Source organism: Actinocatenispora rupis, from assembly GCF_016861975.1.
Taxonomy (GTDB): Bacteria; Actinomycetota; Actinomycetes; order Mycobacteriales; family Micromonosporaceae; genus Actinocatenispora; species Actinocatenispora rupis.
Genome location: NZ_BOMB01000021.1, coordinates 249,663 through 266,223, shown reverse-complemented (window position 1 = coordinate 266,223; position 16,561 = coordinate 249,663). Strand labels below are relative to the sequence as shown.

The window sequence follows — 16,561 nt, the reverse complement described above, 5'->3', positions numbered from 1 at the left end:
CGCCCCATTGGTCGGGCCTGCGCGCGCCCGTACGGAACGTCCAGTTCCCGGCGTGTCGGCGTACCCGGGCGTGTCGGGCGACGCCGGGCGCGCCGCCGTCCCCGACCGGGGCCGTACCCGGGGCTAGGCTCTCGGATGCGCCGTCCACCCGGCGCCGCGCCGTTGTTAGGTTGGCGAAACACCCGTTCGCCGCATCGAACAGGAGACGAGTGTTCACGGAGTCACCGCCCGCCACCGCGGACGTGGTGGTCATCGGCGCCGGCATCATCGGCGCCTCCTGCGGGTACGAGCTGGCCACGCGTGGCCTGTCCGTACTGGTCGTGGACCGGGGCGCGGTCGCCGCCGGTACCACCGCCTCCGGCGAGGGCAACCTGCTCGTCTCGGACAAGACACCCGGGCCGGAGCTCACCCTCACGCAGCTCTCGCTCGACCTCTGGCGCGAGCTGCCCGACCGGCTCGCCGCCGACCTCGGGCGTACACCGGACCTGGAGCTGGAGGACAAGGGCGGCCTGATGGTCGCCCGCACCGCCGAGGCGGCCGAGGCGCTGCGCGCGCTCGCCGACGACCAGCGGAAGGCCGGCGTCACCGCCGAGGAGGTGGCCGCCGACGCGGCGCCCGAACTGGAACCGCACCTCACCCGCGAGCTCGTCACCACCGTCTACTACCCGCAGGACCAGCAGGTACAGCCGGTCCTGGCGGCGACCGCGATGCTCGCCGCCGCGGTCGCCCGCGGCGCCACCGTCGTACCGGACGCGCCGGTGACCGGGCTGCAGCGCACGTCCGGCGGGTTCACCGTGCAGACCGCGGCGGGCCCGGTGAGTACGCCGGCGGTCGTGGTGGCGGCGGGCCCGTGGTCGGGGCGGATCGCGGCGCTCGCGCAGGGCCGGCTGCCGGTGGAGCCGCGCCGCGGCATGGTGCTGGTCACCGAGCCGCTGCCACCCACCGTCCGCCACAAGGTGTACGACGCGGGGTACGTCGCGGACGTCGGTTCCGCGTCGGCCGACCTGGTGGCGTCGGCGGTCGTCGAGGCGACCCGCGCCGGCACCGTACTGATCGGCTCGACGCGGGAGCGTATCGGTTTCGACCCGCTGATCCGGGTGGCGGCGCTGCGGCTGCTGGCCGCGGGCGCGGTCGCGCTGTTCCCGGCGCTGGGCGCGGTCACCGCGATCCGGGCGTACGGCGGGTTCCGGCCGTACAGTCCGGACCATCTGCCGGTCATCGGCCCGGACCCGGCCGTACCGGGGCTGTGGTACGCCTCGGGGCACGAGGGTGCGGGCATCGGCCTCGCCCCGGCCACCGGCCGGCTGCTCGGCGAGCTGTTCGTCGGCGCGCCACCGTCCACCGATCCGTCCCCGTTCGCGGCCGACCGGCCCGGCCTGGCCGCCGCGTACCCGAGTACAGCCGGAGACTCCGCATGACGGACGGGCCGCGTCGGGTGACCGACGATCCGGTCGAGCCGACCGCCGAGCCGCTCGACCACATCACCGTCGACGGCGCCGAGGTGCCGTTGCGGCCGGGCGAGACGCTCGCCGCGGCGCTGCTCGCCGACGGCCGGTCGAGCTGGCGCCGTACCCGGTTCGGCGCCCGGCCGCGCGGCGTGTTCTGCGGCATCGGCGTGTGTTTCGACTGCCTGGTCACGGTGAACGGGGTGGCCGGCGTCCGGGCCTGCCGGTACACGGCGCGTCCGGGCGACGCGGTCACCACCGGCCCGGCCGAGCCAGTACTGGACGGAGCGGAGCAGTGATCCCCACCAGGGCGGCGGACGTGGTCGTCGTCGGCGCCGGACCGGCCGGGCTGCACGCCGCGGTCCAGGCCGCGGACGGCGGCGCGAGCGTCCTGCTCATCGACTCGGACGTACGGCCGGGCGGCCAGTACCACCGGCAGTTGCCGGTGGAGTTCGGCGCGGTGCACCCGGAGCGGGCGCACCACGACCAGGCGGAGGCCGCGGAACTGATCGCGCGGCTGGCCCGGCACCGCCGGGTGACGCAGCGCCAGCAGGTCACGGTGTGGGCGGCGGAGCCGCGCCTCGGCGGCGGCGCCCTGCTGTCCGTGGCGGACACCAGCTCGGGTCGGGCGGTGAACATCGGCGTGATCGCCGCACCCCGGGTGATCCTGGCGACCGGGGCGTACGACCGGGTGGTGCCGTTCCCGGGGTGGGACCTGCCGGGCGTGTACACGGCGGGTGCGGCGCAGGCGCTGGCGAAGGGTTCCCGGGTGCTGGTCGGGCAGCGGGTGCTGGTCGCCGGGACGGGGCCGTTCCTGCTGCGGGTGGCGGCGACGCTGATCGACGCGGGCGCGAAGCTCGCCGGCGTACTGGAGGCGAACCACACGCGCGGCTGGGTACGCCGGCCGCGGGCGATGGCGCTGGCGCCGGAGAAGGTCGCGGAGGCCGCGCGGTACACGGCGACGCTGACCCGGCACCGCGCCCGCGTACGAGCGGGTCGCGCGGTGGTGGCGGTGCACGGCACGGACCGGGTGGAGGCGGCGACGGTCGCGAAGCTCGCGTCGGACTGGACGATCGTGCCGGGCTCGGAGCGGCGGGTGGACGTGGACGCCGTGGCCGTCGGGTACGGCTTCGTTCCGCAGCTGGATCTGGCTCTGTCGTTGGGTTGTGGCACCGAGCCGGGCCCGGACGGGGGCCCGGTCGTCACGGTCGACGACTACCAGCAGACCTCCACCCCGGGGGTGTACGCGGCGGGTGAGCTGACCGGTGTCGGCGGTGCCGTGCTGTCCGCGGCGGAGGGCGCGCTGGCGGGCCTGGCGACCGCGCTCGACCTGGGTACGCTCGGCGAACGCGGGCACAGCGCGCGGGCGGCGGCCTGGAACGGCGTACGGTCCCGGTACCGGCGGTTCGCGACGGCGCTCGCCGCGGTGTACCCGGTGCGGGACGGGTGGCAGAGCTGGCTGTCGGACTCGACGCTGGTGTGCCGGTGCGAGGAGGTGCCGTACCGGGCGTTGCGCGGGGCGGTGGAGCAGTCCGGCGTGACCGGGCTGCGTACGGCGAAGCTCACGACCCGGTGCGGGATGGGCGTGTGCCAGGGCCGGATGTGCGGGGCGAACGTCGCGGCGCTGACCGCCACCCTGTCGGGCCGGGACGAGCCGGCCGATCCGCTGGCGTTGACGACCCGCCCGCTGACGACGCCGATCAGCCTGGACGAGCTGGCGGCGGACCCGGCCCGCGGCGAGCACGACTGACCCGCGGTCGACGGCGCCCGGATGCCGCGGGGCGCCGTCGACCGCGCGGGCTCAGTCCTGGCGCATCTTGCCCCAGCCGTGCCAGCGGTCGATCTCGATCCAGGCGTTGACCCGGCGCCGGTCGCGCGTCGGGTACGGCCTGCCGGTGTAGTGCTCGGACAGGCTGTCGATGCCGGACAGGTCGGGGTCGTCGGCGATCTCGACGACGCGGCCCTGGATGCTGACGTGGGTGTACCAGTCGTCGCCGGCGAGCACGGTGAGCGAGACGCGCGGGTCGGCGCGCAGGTAGTCGAGGCGCTTGCGGCTCTCGTCCATGTTGACGAGGATCCGGTCGCCGTCCATCCGGTACCAGGTGGCGACGGACACGGGCTGGCCGTCCGGCCGTACCGTGGTGATCACCGCCGGGTTGGCCGCGGTGAGCAGTTCGCGCGCGCCGTCCGGCATCGGTGTGCTCGGCATGGTGTCCCCCTCGGAGTCGACTCCGCCGAGTACATCACGGCGCGGTCAGGTGCGGCCTGCGCGGTGCCGACCGCGGGTGTCAGTCGGCGGCGACCCGGGCGGTACGGAACGGCGACAGGGTGAGCGCCAGCGCCGCCGCGGCGAAGCCGCCCGCCCCCACGACCAGCGCGGTACGGTAGCCGGCCGCGTCGGCGAGCAGTCCGGCGAGCGGCGCGCCGACGGTCAGGGCACCGCGGTTGAGGGAGCGGATCGTCGCGTTCATGCGGCCCTGGAGTTCGTGCGGGGTGACGCTCGTCCGGTACGCCGCCTCCTGCGGCCCGTCGATCCCGATGCCGAGCCCGTACAGGAACTGGCCGGCGACGGCGACGGGCCACGCGGCCGTACCAGGATGGGCGAGGGCGACGACGAGCAGCGCGAGCGGGGACAGCCAGCGGCCGACGAGGATGGCGCGGCCGGCGCCGAGGCGGGTACCGAGCCGCGGGGACAGCCCGCCGCCGACGACGCCGCCGACGCCGGTCGCGGCGAGCGCCACCCCGTACCCGACGGTGCCGAGGTGCAGCGTGCGCAGCGCGTACGGCGCGAAGACGGTGCCGGCGACGGCGTTGCAGCCGAACCAGGCGTGCGTGGCCAGCGCGTACGGCGCGAGCATCCGGTGCCGGTACACCCAGCGCAGCCCCTCGGCGAGTTCCCGCCCGACGTGCCGCGCGGGGCCGCGGGCGGGCACCGGCTCGGGCGCCCGCCCGGTCGCCAGGATCACCCCGCCCACCAGGTACGACGCGGCGTCGACGAGGACCGCCGCCGGCGCGCCGAGGAGCCGGACGAGGGCGCCGGCCAGGGCGGGGCCGGCCGTCTGCGCCGCGTTGCCGCTCTGTTCGAGGCGCGCGTTGGCCCGCGCCAGGTCGCCGCGCGCCACCAACGTCGGCAGGTACGCCTGCGCGGCGGCCGAGTTCAGCAGCGACAGCACCCCGAACGGGACGAGCACGGCGGCGAGCACCCACGTACGCAGCAGGCCCGCCCACGCCAGCAGCGGCACGGCGACGAGCAGTACGCCGGCGGCCAGCTCGGTGCCGACGAGGATCGGCCGCCGCCGGTACCGGTCGACGAGCACCCCCACGAGCAACCCGAACACCAGGTACGGCGCCCACTGCGCGGCGTTCACCAGGCCGATCCCGGTGGCCGACGCGTGCAGCGTGCCGACGAGCAGCACCTGCACCGCCACCGTGGTCACCGGGGTGCCGAACGCCGACACCGTCTCGGCCACCCACACCCGCCGGAACGCCCCGCGCAGCACCCCACCACCCCCTCACCATCCACAGTGGACGGTCACCGGGCGGGCGGCGGGTGCTGCTCACGGATGCTCCGCGCACCCCGACGCATCACCCCGCGCCCGATCGGTTGCACCCACCGGCGGATCGATCCACACCAGATCGAGATCGAGGTTACTGGCCAGCAGCAGCGCGGTCGCCTCCGCCGACTCTCCCTTCACCAACGGCCCGCCGCCCCGCCCGAACGCGTACGCCCGCTCCGGCGTCTGCATCCCCCACAGCACGATCTCCGCCCGGTCCTCCTCGTCGTACGCCAGCACCACGTACCGGCGCGGCGCGTCCTTCGGCACCTCGTCCGGGCCGGCGATCCCGATCCCGAACGGCCGCGCCGCCGTCGGCGGAAAGTACGCATCCTTCTCCATGCCCGGTATCGTGACCCGATCCGCACACGCTCGGTAGGCTCCCGGCACCCACGAGTGACCCGTGAACGCCTCCCTCACAAAGGAATCCCGTCATGGAGCCCACGGACGAGACACCACCCGAGACCGTCCACGAGTACTTCGTCGCCCAGTTGCGGCGGCTTCGCCAGGACCGCGGCCTCAGCCAGGCGCAGCTCGCGCGCCACCTCAACTACTCCCCCGGCCTGATCGGCATGGTCGAGACGCGCCAGCGTCCGCCAACCGCCGACTTCGCCGAGGCGTGCGACCGCGAGTTCGCCACCGGCGGCACGCTCGCCGCGCTCGTACCGCTGATCGCGCGCGAGGCGTACCCCTCCTGGTTCCGTTCGTACGTGGCCCTCGAAGCCGAAGCCGTTGCCATCGACGAGTTCGAGGTCCAGGTCGTGCCTGGCTTGCTCCAAACCGAGGGGTACGCGCGGGCTGTGTTCAGCCCAGACTGGCCACCGCGATCTCACAAGGAACTGGAACAACGCTTGGCCGCCCGGCTCACACGCCAAGCATTGTTGGAGCGGGAGCAGCCTCCACTGCTGTGGTTCATCCTGGACGAGAGCGTGCTTCGTCGTCCGGTCGGATCCACCGCAGACATGGCCGAGCAACTGGATCGCTTGGTATCACTCACAGACCGCACTCACATCAAGATCCAGATCCTGCCGTTGACCCGGGCCGGACGGGCTCCGCTCGACGGATCGTTCGTGCTTCTCTACCTTCGTGACGGCGAACAACTCGTCTACTTGGAAGGCCCCGGCGGCGGTACGATCCTGCCCGGCCACGAAACAAGGGACAGGTGTGCCCGAAGCTTCGACGTGATGCGCGCCGAAGCACTGTCCCAAGCGGAGTCAGCCACGCTGATTTCGCGAGTGAGGGAGGAACTGTATGGCCAGGGATGAACTGCGTTGGCGAAAGAGCACACGCAGCGGGACGCAGGGCGGGAACTGTGTCGAGGTTGCCAGCGCCGACGGGTCGTGGCATGTGCGGGACAGCAAGGATCCGGACGGCGGGACGCTGACCGTCCACAGTGGTCAGTGGTCGGCGTTCCTCGACTGCGTACGCCGCGGCACGCTCACCGCGTACCGGTGAGCGCCGGTCACTCGATCTCGGCGCTGTCGGGGAGGCGGAGCTTGCGGCGGGCCCGCTCGTAGAACGTGGTGGTGCCGAGCCGGACGATGTGCGCGGCGTCGGGGACGGCGGTGACGCGTACCCGGTCGCCGGGCTTGAGGTGGCCGGCGACGACGCCGTCCATCTCGACGGCGAGGCGCCCGCTGGCGGGCAACAGTTCCAGCTCGACGGTGTCGTCGGCGGGCAGTACCAGGGCGCGGTTGAAGGTGGAGTGCGCGGACGCCGGCACCACCAGGTACGCGGGTACGGACGGCGACACGATCGGCCCGCCCGCCGAGAAGCTGTACGCGGTGGAGCCGGTGGACGTGGCGACGATGACGGCGTCCGCGGCGTACCGGACGAAGGGGTGGCCGGCGACGGTGACCGCCACCTCGGCCATGCCCTCGCCCGGCACCCGCACCATCGCGATGTCGTTGAACGCGGTCAGCGCGGGTCGCCCGGCGAGCGCGGCGCGCACCGCCATCCGCGGCTCCACCTGGTAGCGGTGCTCGTCGATGGCGCCGAGGGCCGGCGGCAGGTCGGCGACGTCGACCTCGGCGAGGAAGCCGAGCCGGCCGAGGTTGACGCCGAGCACCGGGGTCTTCGGCCCGCCGACGAGCATCCGCAGGGTGCGCAGCATGGTGCCGTCACCGCCGAGGCTGACGAGCAGGTCGGAACGGTCGACCAGCTCCTCGTCGGAGACGGGCACGGCCGAGCAGTCGATCCGGCCGATCTCGTTCGGCAGGCCGAGCACGGTCGCCGACCGCTGCTTCGCCCAGTCGAGGATCGTGCCGATCGCCATCTCGGAGTCGCGCCGCGGATGCAGCACCAGCCCGACCGTGCCCACCATGCCCATGCGGCAACGGTACCGGGGTCAGATGGTGCGGGACCGCTGGTTCCGGCCGCCCGTGCCGTACGGGTAGTCGGCGACGATCGGGGCGCTGGCGTCAGTCAGCAGCTCCGTCTCCTTCTCGGTCAGGTGCAGGCCGGCCGCGGCGAGGTTGTCGTCCAGCTGCGCGACCGTACGGGCGCCGAGGATCACCGAGGTGACCGCGGGCCGGTCGTTCAGCCAGGCCAGCGCCACCTGCGCCATGGACGCGCCGCGCTGTTCGGCGACCGTACGCACCGCGTCGACCACCCGCCACGTACGCTCCTCGGCGTTGCGCTGCGCGTAGCGCTCCATGCCGCGCTCCGGGTCCTCGCCGAGCCGGGTCGCACCCGTCGGCAGCGTGTCCCGGGAGTACTTGCCGGTCAGCCAGCCACCGCCGAGCGGCGACCAGGGCAGGATGCCGATGTTCTCGTTTCGGCACACGTCGACCAGCTCGAACTCGATGTCCCGCACCAGCAGGTTGTACTGCGGCTGAAGCGTGACGATCGGCGTCAACCGCAGGAAGTCGGTCAGCAGCGCCGCCTTCTGCAACTGCCAGCCGAGGAAGTTGCTGACCCCCGCGTACCGGATCTTGCCGGCGCGTACCGCGTCGTCGAAGAAGCGCAGCGTCTCCTCCAGCGGCGTCAACGCGTCGAACGCGTGCGCCTGGTACAGGTCGACCGCCTCGACGCCCAGCCGGCGCAGGCTCGCGTCCAGCGCGCGGGTCAGGTTGACCCGGCTCAGCCCCAGGTCGTTCTTGCCGTCGCCCATCGGGAACCGGCCCTTCGTGGCGACCACCACCTGGTCGCGCATCCCCGGCCGTGCCGCCAGCCACCGCCCGACGATCTCCTCGGACACGCCCCGCGAGTACACGTTGGCGGTGTCCAGGAAGTTGCCGCCGGCCTCGACGAACCGGTCGAGCTGGGCGTGCGACACCTCCTCGGTACTCTCGTTGCCGAAGGTCATCGTCCCGAGGCACAGGGTCGACACCACCGTGCCGGTCCCACCCAGCGTCCGGTACTCCACCGTCGTCCTCCTTCGCCGGCGCCCGGGAAACCCCCGCGCCCCGTTGTACTGTGGCCCGCGGGCCGTCCGGCCCGCACGGAAACGGCCTGTCCGATCATTCTGTGCGCGCCCGGTTCCAGCCGTCCAACAGAAGAAACTGATGCCATTCAGCACGGGCAGGGATCAATGGAACTGCGGCAGATCGAGTACTTCGTGGCCGTCGCCGAGGAGCGGCACTTCACCCGCGCCGCCGCCCGCCTGCACGTCGCCCAGTCCGGCCTGTCCGCCTCCGTCCGCGCCCTCGAACGCGAACTCGGCGCGCCGCTGTTCGTCCGGTCCACCCGCCGCGTCGAGCTGACCGAGGCCGGCCGGGCGCTGCTCGCCGAGGCCCGCCGTACCCTGCACACCGTGACCGCGGCGCGCGAGGCGGTCGCCGCCGTACAGGGGTTGCTGCGCGGCAGCCTGTCCATCGGCACCATCCAGTGCCTCGGTGGCATCGACCTCGCCGCCGCGCTCGGCCGGTTCCGTACCGCGCATCCCGGGGTGGAGATCCAGCTCCGCCAGGAGAGCACCCCCGACCTGCTCGACCAGGTCCGCGCCGGCGCCGTCGACCTCGCCTTCGTCACCACACCACCCTCCGGTACTCCCGGCGTCACGCTCACGCCGCTGGAGGAGCAGCCGATGGTCGTCGCCTGCGGCCCCGGCCACCCGCTGGCCGGCGAGGACACGGTCGACCTCGCGAAGCTCGCGGGCGAGACGTTCGTGGACTTCGCGCCGGGCTGGGTCACCCGCGACGTCACCGACCACGCGCTGCACGCCGCGGGCGTCGACCGCTGCGTCTCGCTCACCGTCAACGACGTGCACTCGCTGCTCGACCTCGTCGCGCAGGACCTGGGCATCGCGCTGGTGCCGGATTCGTTCCGCCACAAGCAGACCAGCGCCCGGTTCGTGTCCGTGGCCGCCCCCGCGCCACGCTGGCGTACGGCGGTGGCGACGGTCGCGGACCGGCACCCGAGCGCCGCGACCCGGGCGTTCCTCGCCGCGGAGTCCATCACCCCCTGACCGTTCCCCGGGGCGGGTGAGCACGGCGCCGCCGGACCTCGACGTCTCCCCCTCCGGTACGGGAAGCGTTGGCGCTACGGGAAGTGCCGTCCACCGGTCTCGCCGTCCGTCCCGCGCTCACCCGCCGCTGCCGCCGGCCGGGAGGTCCCGCAGCGTACGCAGGGGTGAGCAGACCAGCCACAGGCTCGCCGCGGCGATCAGTACGCCGGTGACCACCAGCGTCGGCCGCAACCCCAGGTACGTCCCGGCCAGGCCGCCGACGAGCGCGCCCAGCGGCATCACGCCCCAGGTCATGAGTTCCATCGTGGCGCTGACCCGGCCGAGCAGGTGGGCCGGGCAGAGCTGCTGGCGCGCGGTGACCGCCATGACGTGCCGGGTCACGATGCTGAACGCGGCGAGGAAGCCGGCCGCGACGTACCATCCGAGGCGCGGTCCACCACCGGTCAGCGGGTAGAGCAGGAAGCCGGCGCCGTTGACGATCCCGGCCAGCAGCAGCGTCCGGGCGGTGCCGATCCTCGCCGCGATCCGGCCGGCGAGCGACGCGGACGCGAGCGCGCCGACCAGGCCGACGGTACCGAGCAGGCCGATCGTGCCGGGCGCCAGGTGGATCCGCCGCACCAGGAACACGACCATGATGGCGTCGTTCGCGGCCTGACAGAACAGTACGGTGCCGGTGTTGGCGGCGATCGCCCGCAGGATCGGCTCCCGCCACACGAACCGTACGCCGGCGGCGATCTCGTACCCGAGGTGCCGCCGCGCCACCCGTACCGGCGCCGGCTCGACCGTGCGGATCGTACGCAGCCACAGCGCCGACCACAGGTAGCTCACCGCGTCGAGCGCCACGGCGAACGGCGCGGTCAGCGCCTGCACCAGGTACCCGGCGGTCGCGGTGCCGGCGACCGCGGCCACCGAGGTGTTCGCCGCGAGCCGCGAGTTGCCCTCGACCAGGTGGTCCCGCCCCACCAGCCGCGGCAGGTACGTGGTGTGCGCGGTGTCGAAGAAGACGGTCGCGCACCCGGCCAGGAACGCCACCACGTACAGCTGGGCGAGGCCGAGGACGCCGAGCACCGCGGCGACCGGTACCGAGCCGAGCAGGACGAGCCGGGCGAGGTCGGCGGCGATGAGGACCGGCCGGCAGCGCAACCGGTCGACCCACGCGCCGGCGACGAGGCCGAGCAGCAACGCCGCCGCCGTCTCCGCCGTACGCAGCAGCGCCACCTGGAACGTCGACGCGTCGAGCGTGAGGACGGCGAGCAGCGGCATCGCGACGAAGCTCAGCCGGGTACCGAGCTGGCTGGCGAGGTCGGCGGCCCAGAGGTGCCGGAAGTCGTGCCGGCGCAGCAGCCCGCCGCGCCCGCTCAGGAGGCTCATGACCTCGGATCCTAGGCAGAAGTTGAGTGGGCTCAACTCAACTCCGCGATCCGTTCCCAAAACTTGACCGTACTCGACTCAACTCCGACTCGGCGGCGTCGGCGGCGCCGGTGAGAAGTGCCACCAAACGACGCAGGCCGGTCGGTACTCGCGCTAGTTTTTGTACCAACCAGTCAGTTTCTTGGAGGCCGAACGTGGCGGACGAGGCGGGCGCGACGACCGGGGCACCCCCGGCACCCGCGCCGTACGACCCGGACCCAGCGAATCCGGCGGACCCCGCGACCCCCGCGGCCCCGGCGGAGCCAGCGGACCCAGCCGAAGCGGCGGACCCGGCGGACGCTGTGGGCCCGGCGGGTGCGGCGGTACGGGCCGAGGGCCTGGGGCTGCGTACCCGGCGCGGCTGGGTGTTCCGCGACGTGACGATGGACGTCGCACCCGGCGAGCTGGTCGCCGTCACCGGCGCCGCGGGCAGCGGCCGTACGTCGCTGCTGCTCGCCGCCGCCGGCCGGTTCGTGTTCAACCGGGGTGCCCTCGCCGTCGGCGGCCACACCCTGCCGAAGGCGTCCGCCGCCGTCCAGCGCCTCGCCGCCCTCGGGTACGTCGCGGGCGCGCACCAGCCCGAGCCGGCGCTGACCGCCGCCGAGCACGTACGCGAGCGGCTGGATCTGCTCGGGTTGCGGCGGGGCCGGCGGGGCCGGCGCGAACACGCCCGCGCGCTGCTCGCCGACTCGCCGTACGACGGGGATCCGGACGCGCTCGGCCGCGACCTGGACCCGTACCGGCGGCAGTTGCTCTGCCTCGCCCTGGCCCGGATGGCGCGGCCCCGGCTGATCGTCGTCGACGACGTCGACCTCGGCCTCGACACCGCCGAACGCGCCGTGCTCTGGGGAGTCCTGCGCGCCGTCGCCGACGAGGGCGTCACCGTCCTGGCCTCCTGCCGGGAGACCGGCGGCGCGCCCGTCGACCGGACCGTCCACGCGACGGACGCCACGAAGGAGTACGCGTGATCCGCTCGGCCCGCCTGGGTGGCCTGGAACTGCGCCGCTTCACCCGGGCACCGCTGACCAGGGCCGCGATCGCCGCCCTGGCCCTCATCCCCCTCCTGTACTCGGGGCTCTACCTGTGGGCGTTCTGGAACCCGTACGGCGAGCTGAAGCGCATCCCGGTGGCGCTCGTGAACTCCGACCGGCCGGCGAAGCAGCCCGGCGGCGGAACGCTGCGCGCCGGCGACGAACTCGTCGACCAGCTCGTCGACCGGCACGTGTTCGACTGGCACGCCACCAGCGCGCGGGACGCGGCGCGCGGGCTCGACAGCGGCGAGTACCTGATGACGTTCACGGTGCCGGCGGACTTCTCCGCGTCGCTCGTCTCGCCCTCCGGTACGGCCGCGCCGACCCGCGGCCGGCTCACCCTCACCAGCAACGACGCCACGAGCTACCTGGCGGGGGTGATCGGGCGCAGCGCGTTCGCCGAGATCCGTACGGCGGCGGCGACGAGCGCGTCGCAGAAGTACTTCGACCAGATGTTCCTGTCGTTCGGGACGGTGCACGACAGGACGGAGCAGGCGGCGGACGGCGCCGGGCGGCTCGCCGACGGTTCGCGGGACGCCGCGGGCGGCGCGCGGGACCTGCGCGGCGGTACGGACCGGGCGAAGGCCGGCGCGGACCAGCTCGCCGACGGCATCGACCAGGCGCACCGGGGCGCCGCCGACCTCACCGACGGCCTCGTCGCTTTGAACTCCGGCGCCGCCCAGCTCGACGCCGGCGCGGGCAGCGCAGCCGCCGGTACCCGGCAGCTCGCGTCCACAGTGGACGGTGTGGCGGACCGGGCCGTCCCGTTCCTGCGGGACAACTCGGGATCGCTGCAACGGTCGGCGACCCTGCTCGCCGACGGCGCCGACCTCGTCGCCGAGCACGTCGACGCCCTCCCCCGGTACGTCGACGACGCGGTGGAGAAGACCACCGCCGTACAGCGGGCGCTCGACGCGTACCAGAAGGAGCATCCGGAGGCGGCGCAGGATCCGGCGTTCCAGCGGGCGAGGACGGCCGCCGCGGACGCCGTGACGGCCGCGAAGCAGGTGCGGTCCAAGCTCGACAGCGCGTCGCTGCGGCAGGTCAAGGCGGACGCGCGGCAGGTCGCCGCGCTCGCCCGGAAGGTCGCCGCCGACGCGCCGCACCTCGCCGACGACGTGGCGCGGGCACGTACCCAGGTGGACCGGTTGGCCGACGGGGTGGACCGGCTCGCCGGCGGCGCGCACGACCTCCACCGGGGTACGAGCAAGGCGGTGGACGGCGGGAAGACGCTGACCGCCGGTCTGTACCGGTTGTCCAGCGGCGCACGGGAACTCGACGGCGGGCTCGGCAGCCTGTCCGCCGGCGCCGGCCGCCTCGCCGACGGGCTCGGCCAGCTCACCGACGGGGCGACCACGCTGTCCGACAGCCTCGCCACCGGCGCCGACCGGATCCCCGCGTACGACGCGGCGCAGCGGGCGCAGCGCGCCGACATGATGGCCGACCCGGTCGACGGCAAGCGGGTCGTACACAACGCGGCCAGCAGCTACGGCGAGGGCTTCGCCCCGTACTTCCTGGGCCTGTCGCTGTGGGTCGGAGCGATGGTCGGGTACATGCTGCTGCGGCCGGTGACCCGGCGGCACCTGGTGTCCGGCGCGCCCGCGTGGCGGGTCGCGGCGGCCGGCTGGCTGCCCGCGGTCGCGATCGGCGTCGTCCAGGCCGGCATCCTCGAACTCGTCCTGCACGCCACCCTCGGTCTCGATCCGGTACGCCCGGTCGCGATGCTCGCGTTCCTCGGCACCGCGGTCGTCGCGTACACGGGGCTGCAGCAGCTGTTCGGGGCGCTGCTCGGCGCCGCCGGCCGGGTACTGACGCTGGTCATGCTGATCGCGCAGCTCGTCACCGCCGGTGGCACGTACCCGCTCCAGACGTCACCCGGGATCCTCGCCGCGATACACCCCTACCTGCCCATGTCGTACGTGGTGGATTGCCTGCGGCGGCTGATCAGCGGCGGGTCGACGGGGATGGTGTGGCAGGGAGCCGGCATCCTGGTGGCGTTCGGGGTCGCCGCGTTCGCCGCGACCTGCCTGGTGGTCCGGCGGTCCCGCCGGCTCACCCCGACCAAGCTGCATCCCGACCTGGAGTTGTAGACACGATGAGGCAGTCCCGGCGCCGCGACGCCACCCGCGACAAGCTGTACGCGGCGGCCGTCGACCTGATCGCCGAGCAGGGCTTCGCGGCGACCACCGTCGACGCGATCGCCGAGCGCGCCGGGGTCGCCAAGGGCACCGTGTACTACAACTTCCCGTCCAAGACGGCGCTGTTCGAGGAGCTGCTGCGGCACGGCATCGGCCGGCTCACCGACCGGCTGCGCGCCGCCGCCGACGGCCTCGCGCCGGCCGAGGCGGTGGCCGCGCTGGTCGCCGCGCAGCTCGGCTTCATGCGCGACGACCGGGCCTTCGCGCAGCTGCTGCTGTCCGAGATGTGGCGTACCAACCGGGAATGGCACCAGACCGTGACGCTGCTGCGCTCCGAGGCGATCGGCGCCATCGCCGAGGTACTGTCGGCGGGGGTCGCCGCCGGCGAGTTCGACCCCGGGCTGGACGTCCAGCTGGCCGCCTCGGCGCTGTTCGGGGTGGGCCTGGTCGTCGCCGTCGACTGGCTCGTCTTCCAGCCCGACCGCCCGATCGAGGACGTCCTCGCCGGTCTCCGTTCGATCGTCGCCAGCCGGCTGCGGCCGGCGCCGTCCGGGGGCGATACCGTCGGATGAACCCCGCGCCACGTACCACGAGGAGACAGGCATGACGCAGGACCTCAGCAAGGGTCGCAGCCACGATCCGGCGTTCCCGGAGAAGTACCTGGAGTTCATGCGGGGCGGCTGGCTGGACTCGTCGCTGACCGGGCTGACCGCGCTCGACCAGGCGCCGTGCCACGCGCGCCGGCGCGAGCAGCTGTCCCGGGCGTTCCCCGGCGAGACCCTGGTCATCCCCACCGGCCGGGAGAAGGTCCGGGCCAACGACACGTACTTCCCGTTCCGCCCCGGCAGCGACTTCGCGTACCTGACGGGCGAGTTCGACCCGGACGCGGTGCTCGTGATGCGGCCCACCGCCGGCGGCCACGACGCCGTGCTGTACGTGCACCCCCGGTCCCCGCGCGACACCGACGAGTTCTTCCGCGACGCGCAGTACGGGGAGCTGTGGGTGGGTCGGCGGCACACGCTGGCGGAGAAGTCGGCGCTGCTGGCGGTCGAGACCGCGCACGTGCGCGACCTGGCGAAGATCCTCGACGACCTCGACCCGGCGACCACCCGGGTGCTGCGCGGCTTCGACGAGTCGGTCGACGCGACGATCGCACCGACCGGCGACGGCGACGCGCTCGGCGCCCGCGACCGCGAACTCGCCACCATGCTGTCCGACCTGCGCCTCGTCAAGGACGAGTGGGAGATCGCCCAGCTGCAGGACGCGATCGACGCCACCGTACGCGGGTTCGAGGACGTGGTACGCGCGCTGCCCGCCGACCGGCCGGTGTCCGAGCGGCTCATCGAGGGCATCTTCGGCCTGCGCGCCCGGCACGACGGCAACGCCGTCGGGTACGAGTCGATCGTCGCGGCCGGCAGCCACGCCACGACCCTGCACTGGGTCCGCAACGACGGCCGCACCGCGCCCGGCCAGCTGCTGCTCATGGACATGGGCATCGAGAACAACCAGCTCTACACCGCCGACGTCACCCGCACCGTGCCCGTCGACGGCCGCTTCACCGACCTCCAGCGCGAGGTCTACGCCATCGTGTACGCGTCGCAGCAGGCCGGCATCGACGCCATCCGGCCGGGCGTGAAGTACAAGGACGTGCACATGACGTGCATGACGGTGCTGGCGGAAGGGCTGGAGTCGCTCGGCGTGCTGCGCAGCGCCGAGGAGGCCCTCCACAAGGACAGCATGTACTACCGCCGCTGGACGCTGCACGGCTTCGGGCACATGCTCGGCCTCGACGTGCACGACTGCGCGCAGGCCCGGACCGAGCTGTACCGGGACGGCGAGCTGGCCGAGGGCCACGTGCTCACCGTCGAGCCGGGGCTGTACTTCCAGACCGACGACGAGAAGGTGCCGGCCGAGCTGCGTGGCGTCGGCGTACGGATCGAGGACGACGTGCTGGTCACCGCGACCGGCTCGAAGAACCTGTCGGCCGGGCTGCCGCGCAAGGCCGAGGACGTCGAGTCCTGGGTGGCCGAGCAGCGCAACGCCGGCCCCCGCCTTCCCGAGTAGCGCTGCTTCTGCCGGCCCGTCCACCGCGGCCGGCGCACCCGCCACCCCGCCGGCTGCGTACCGGCGGGGTGGTTGCTGTCCCCGGCGGCGGACGCCGACCGGTCAGTCGGTGGGGTGGAGGAACTCCAGGCGGTTGCCGTACGGGTCGGCGCTGTGGAAGCGGCGCATGCCGGGGAAGTTGTCGTCCCAGTCGACGGGGTGGCCGGCGGAGGTGAGCCGGTCGGCGAGAGCGTCGAGGTCGGGCCAGATCAGGCCGGGGTGCGCCTTGCGGGCGGGACGGAAGTCGGCCTCGACGCCGAGGTGCAGTTCGATGCCGTTGCCGCGGAACCAGCAGCCGCCGCGGGCGGCGAGTACCGGGGGTTTGGTGATCTCGGCGAGGCCGAGTACGCCGGTGTAGAAGGCGCGCAGGGTGTCCTCGCTGCCGGCCGGGCAGGAGATCTGGACGTGGTGGATCACGAATACCTCCGCTGCGATCGGGTACGCGGACCACGATGCCCGCGGGTTGCGCGAA

17 protein-coding genes are annotated in these 16,561 nt (G+C 73.7%); 10 read left to right on the top strand and 7 right to left on the bottom strand.

The annotated features are described in order from the left end of the window. Nucleotides 1-209 precede the first annotated feature (209 nt). From Aru02nite_RS19165 to Aru02nite_RS19155, 3 genes are read left to right on the top strand one after another with little or no spacing between them, the layout of a single operon-like run. Nucleotides 210-1,418 (top strand): NAD(P)/FAD-dependent oxidoreductase, encoded by a 1,209-nt coding sequence (locus tag Aru02nite_RS19165; protein WP_203659523.1) that lies wholly within the window; start codon nt 210-212, stop codon nt 1,416-1,418. Continuing rightward, entirely contained in the window at nt 1,415-1,744 is a 330-nt protein-coding gene (locus tag Aru02nite_RS19160; RefSeq protein WP_203659521.1) for a (2Fe-2S)-binding protein, read from the top strand. The genes Aru02nite_RS19165 and Aru02nite_RS19160 overlap by 4 nt, the downstream gene beginning before the upstream one ends. After that, a complete protein-coding gene (locus Aru02nite_RS19155) occupies nt 1,741-3,195 on the top strand; it encodes an FAD-dependent oxidoreductase (protein WP_239076791.1) in 1,455 nt (484 codons plus the stop codon). Before Aru02nite_RS19160 ends, Aru02nite_RS19155 begins: the two co-directional genes overlap by 4 nt. Before the next feature lie 51 nt (nt 3,196-3,246). Here the strand turns inward: Aru02nite_RS19155 and Aru02nite_RS19150 are convergent, their stop codons facing one another. From Aru02nite_RS19150 to Aru02nite_RS19140, 3 genes are all read right to left on the bottom strand, one after another. Further along, complete coding sequence (locus Aru02nite_RS19150) at nt 3,247-3,654, bottom strand: PPOX class F420-dependent oxidoreductase (RefSeq protein ID WP_203659518.1); 408 nt, start codon at nt 3,652-3,654, stop codon at nt 3,247-3,249. A 79-nt stretch (nt 3,655-3,733) separates the two neighbouring features. After that, nucleotides 3,734-4,945: an MFS transporter gene (locus Aru02nite_RS19145; RefSeq protein WP_203659516.1), complete on the bottom strand. Its 1,212-nt coding sequence runs from the start codon at nt 4,943-4,945 to the stop codon at nt 3,734-3,736. Between the two features lie 57 nt (nt 4,946-5,002). Further along, nucleotides 5,003-5,341, bottom strand: a complete 339-nt coding sequence (locus Aru02nite_RS19140) for a hypothetical protein (protein WP_203659514.1) — start codon at nt 5,339-5,341, stop codon at nt 5,003-5,005. 92 nt (nt 5,342-5,433) lie between these two features. Between Aru02nite_RS19140 and Aru02nite_RS19135 the strand changes: the two genes are divergently transcribed. Together Aru02nite_RS19135 and Aru02nite_RS19130 are read left to right on the top strand one after the other, a co-directional pair. Beyond that, nucleotides 5,434-6,264: a helix-turn-helix domain-containing protein gene (locus Aru02nite_RS19135; protein WP_203659512.1), complete on the top strand. Its 831-nt coding sequence runs from the start codon at nt 5,434-5,436 to the stop codon at nt 6,262-6,264. After that, nucleotides 6,251-6,454, top strand: a complete 204-nt coding sequence (locus Aru02nite_RS19130) for a DUF397 domain-containing protein (RefSeq protein WP_203659510.1) — start codon at nt 6,251-6,253, stop codon at nt 6,452-6,454. Before Aru02nite_RS19135 ends, Aru02nite_RS19130 begins: the two co-directional genes overlap by 14 nt. A gap of 7 nt (nt 6,455-6,461) precedes the next feature. On the opposite strand, the gene Aru02nite_RS19125 is transcribed toward Aru02nite_RS19130, so the two are convergent. Both Aru02nite_RS19125 and Aru02nite_RS19120 read right to left on the bottom strand, forming a co-directional pair. Beyond that, nucleotides 6,462-7,328: an NAD(+)/NADH kinase gene (locus tag Aru02nite_RS19125; protein WP_203659508.1), complete on the bottom strand. Its 867-nt coding sequence runs from the start codon at nt 7,326-7,328 to the stop codon at nt 6,462-6,464. 18 nt (nt 7,329-7,346) lie between these two features. Beyond that, nucleotides 7,347-8,366 (bottom strand): aldo/keto reductase, encoded by a 1,020-nt coding sequence (locus Aru02nite_RS19120; RefSeq protein WP_203659506.1) that lies wholly within the window; start codon nt 8,364-8,366, stop codon nt 7,347-7,349. 165 nt (nt 8,367-8,531) lie between these two features. Between Aru02nite_RS19120 and Aru02nite_RS19115 the strand changes: the two genes are divergently transcribed. Next, nucleotides 8,532-9,407, top strand: a complete 876-nt coding sequence (locus Aru02nite_RS19115; protein ID WP_203659504.1) for a LysR family transcriptional regulator — start codon at nt 8,532-8,534, stop codon at nt 9,405-9,407. A 117-nt stretch (nt 9,408-9,524) separates the two neighbouring features. Here the strand turns inward: Aru02nite_RS19115 and Aru02nite_RS19110 are convergent, their stop codons facing one another. After that, nucleotides 9,525-10,778 carry an MFS transporter gene (locus tag Aru02nite_RS19110; protein ID WP_203659502.1) on the bottom strand — a complete coding sequence of 418 codons (1,254 nt, stop codon included), beginning with the start codon at nt 10,776-10,778 and terminating at the stop codon, nt 9,525-9,527. A gap of 341 nt (nt 10,779-11,119) precedes the next feature. Between Aru02nite_RS19110 and Aru02nite_RS19105 the strand changes: the two genes are divergently transcribed. The 4 genes from Aru02nite_RS19105 to Aru02nite_RS19090 are packed head-to-tail and all read left to right on the top strand — an operon-like array spanning nt 11,120 to nt 16,050. Then, complete coding sequence (locus tag Aru02nite_RS19105) at nt 11,120-11,785, top strand: ABC transporter ATP-binding protein (protein WP_239076790.1); 666 nt, start codon at nt 11,120-11,122, stop codon at nt 11,783-11,785. Continuing rightward, the gene (locus Aru02nite_RS19100) at nt 11,782-13,938 is read left to right on the top strand and encodes a YhgE/Pip domain-containing protein (protein ID WP_239076789.1); all 2,157 of its coding nucleotides are present in this window, start codon (nt 11,782-11,784) and stop codon (nt 13,936-13,938) included. The genes Aru02nite_RS19105 and Aru02nite_RS19100 overlap by 4 nt, the downstream gene beginning before the upstream one ends. 5 nt (nt 13,939-13,943) lie before the next feature. Then, on the top strand, nt 13,944-14,558 hold the full coding sequence (locus tag Aru02nite_RS19095) for a TetR/AcrR family transcriptional regulator (RefSeq protein ID WP_203659500.1): 615 nt from the start codon (nt 13,944-13,946) through the stop codon (nt 14,556-14,558). 31 nt (nt 14,559-14,589) lie between these two features. Further along, nucleotides 14,590-16,050, top strand: a complete 1,461-nt coding sequence (locus tag Aru02nite_RS19090; RefSeq protein ID WP_203659498.1) for an aminopeptidase P family protein — start codon at nt 14,590-14,592, stop codon at nt 16,048-16,050. Between the two features lie 102 nt (nt 16,051-16,152). Here the strand turns inward: Aru02nite_RS19090 and Aru02nite_RS19085 are convergent, their stop codons facing one another. Further along, a complete protein-coding gene (locus tag Aru02nite_RS19085; RefSeq protein WP_203659496.1) occupies nt 16,153-16,506 on the bottom strand; it encodes a VOC family protein in 354 nt (117 codons plus the stop codon). Nucleotides 16,507-16,561: the final 55 nt, after the last annotated feature.

What these genes read in the sequence shown, in the direction of transcription:
- Aru02nite_RS19160 (WP_203659521.1), top strand. Translation starts at nt 1,415, where the DNA reads ATGACGGACGGGCCGCGTCGGGTGACCGACGATCCGGTCGAGCCGACC.
- Aru02nite_RS19150 (WP_203659518.1), bottom strand. Translation starts at nt 3,654, where the DNA reads ATGCCGAGCACACCGATGCCGGACGGCGCGCGCGAACTGCTCACCGCG.
- Aru02nite_RS19140 (WP_203659514.1), bottom strand. Translation starts at nt 5,341, where the DNA reads ATGGAGAAGGATGCGTACTTTCCGCCGACGGCGGCGCGGCCGTTCGGG.
- Aru02nite_RS19135 (WP_203659512.1), top strand. Translation starts at nt 5,434, where the DNA reads ATGGAGCCCACGGACGAGACACCACCCGAGACCGTCCACGAGTACTTC.
- Aru02nite_RS19130 (WP_203659510.1), top strand. Translation starts at nt 6,251, where the DNA reads ATGGCCAGGGATGAACTGCGTTGGCGAAAGAGCACACGCAGCGGGACG.
- Aru02nite_RS19125 (WP_203659508.1), bottom strand. Translation starts at nt 7,328, where the DNA reads ATGGGCATGGTGGGCACGGTCGGGCTGGTGCTGCATCCGCGGCGCGAC.
- Aru02nite_RS19115 (WP_203659504.1), top strand. Translation starts at nt 8,532, where the DNA reads ATGGAACTGCGGCAGATCGAGTACTTCGTGGCCGTCGCCGAGGAGCGG.
- Aru02nite_RS19110 (WP_203659502.1), bottom strand. Translation starts at nt 10,778, where the DNA reads ATGAGCCTCCTGAGCGGGCGCGGCGGGCTGCTGCGCCGGCACGACTTC.
- Aru02nite_RS19095 (WP_203659500.1), top strand. Translation starts at nt 13,944, where the DNA reads ATGAGGCAGTCCCGGCGCCGCGACGCCACCCGCGACAAGCTGTACGCG.
- Aru02nite_RS19090 (WP_203659498.1), top strand. Translation starts at nt 14,590, where the DNA reads ATGACGCAGGACCTCAGCAAGGGTCGCAGCCACGATCCGGCGTTCCCG.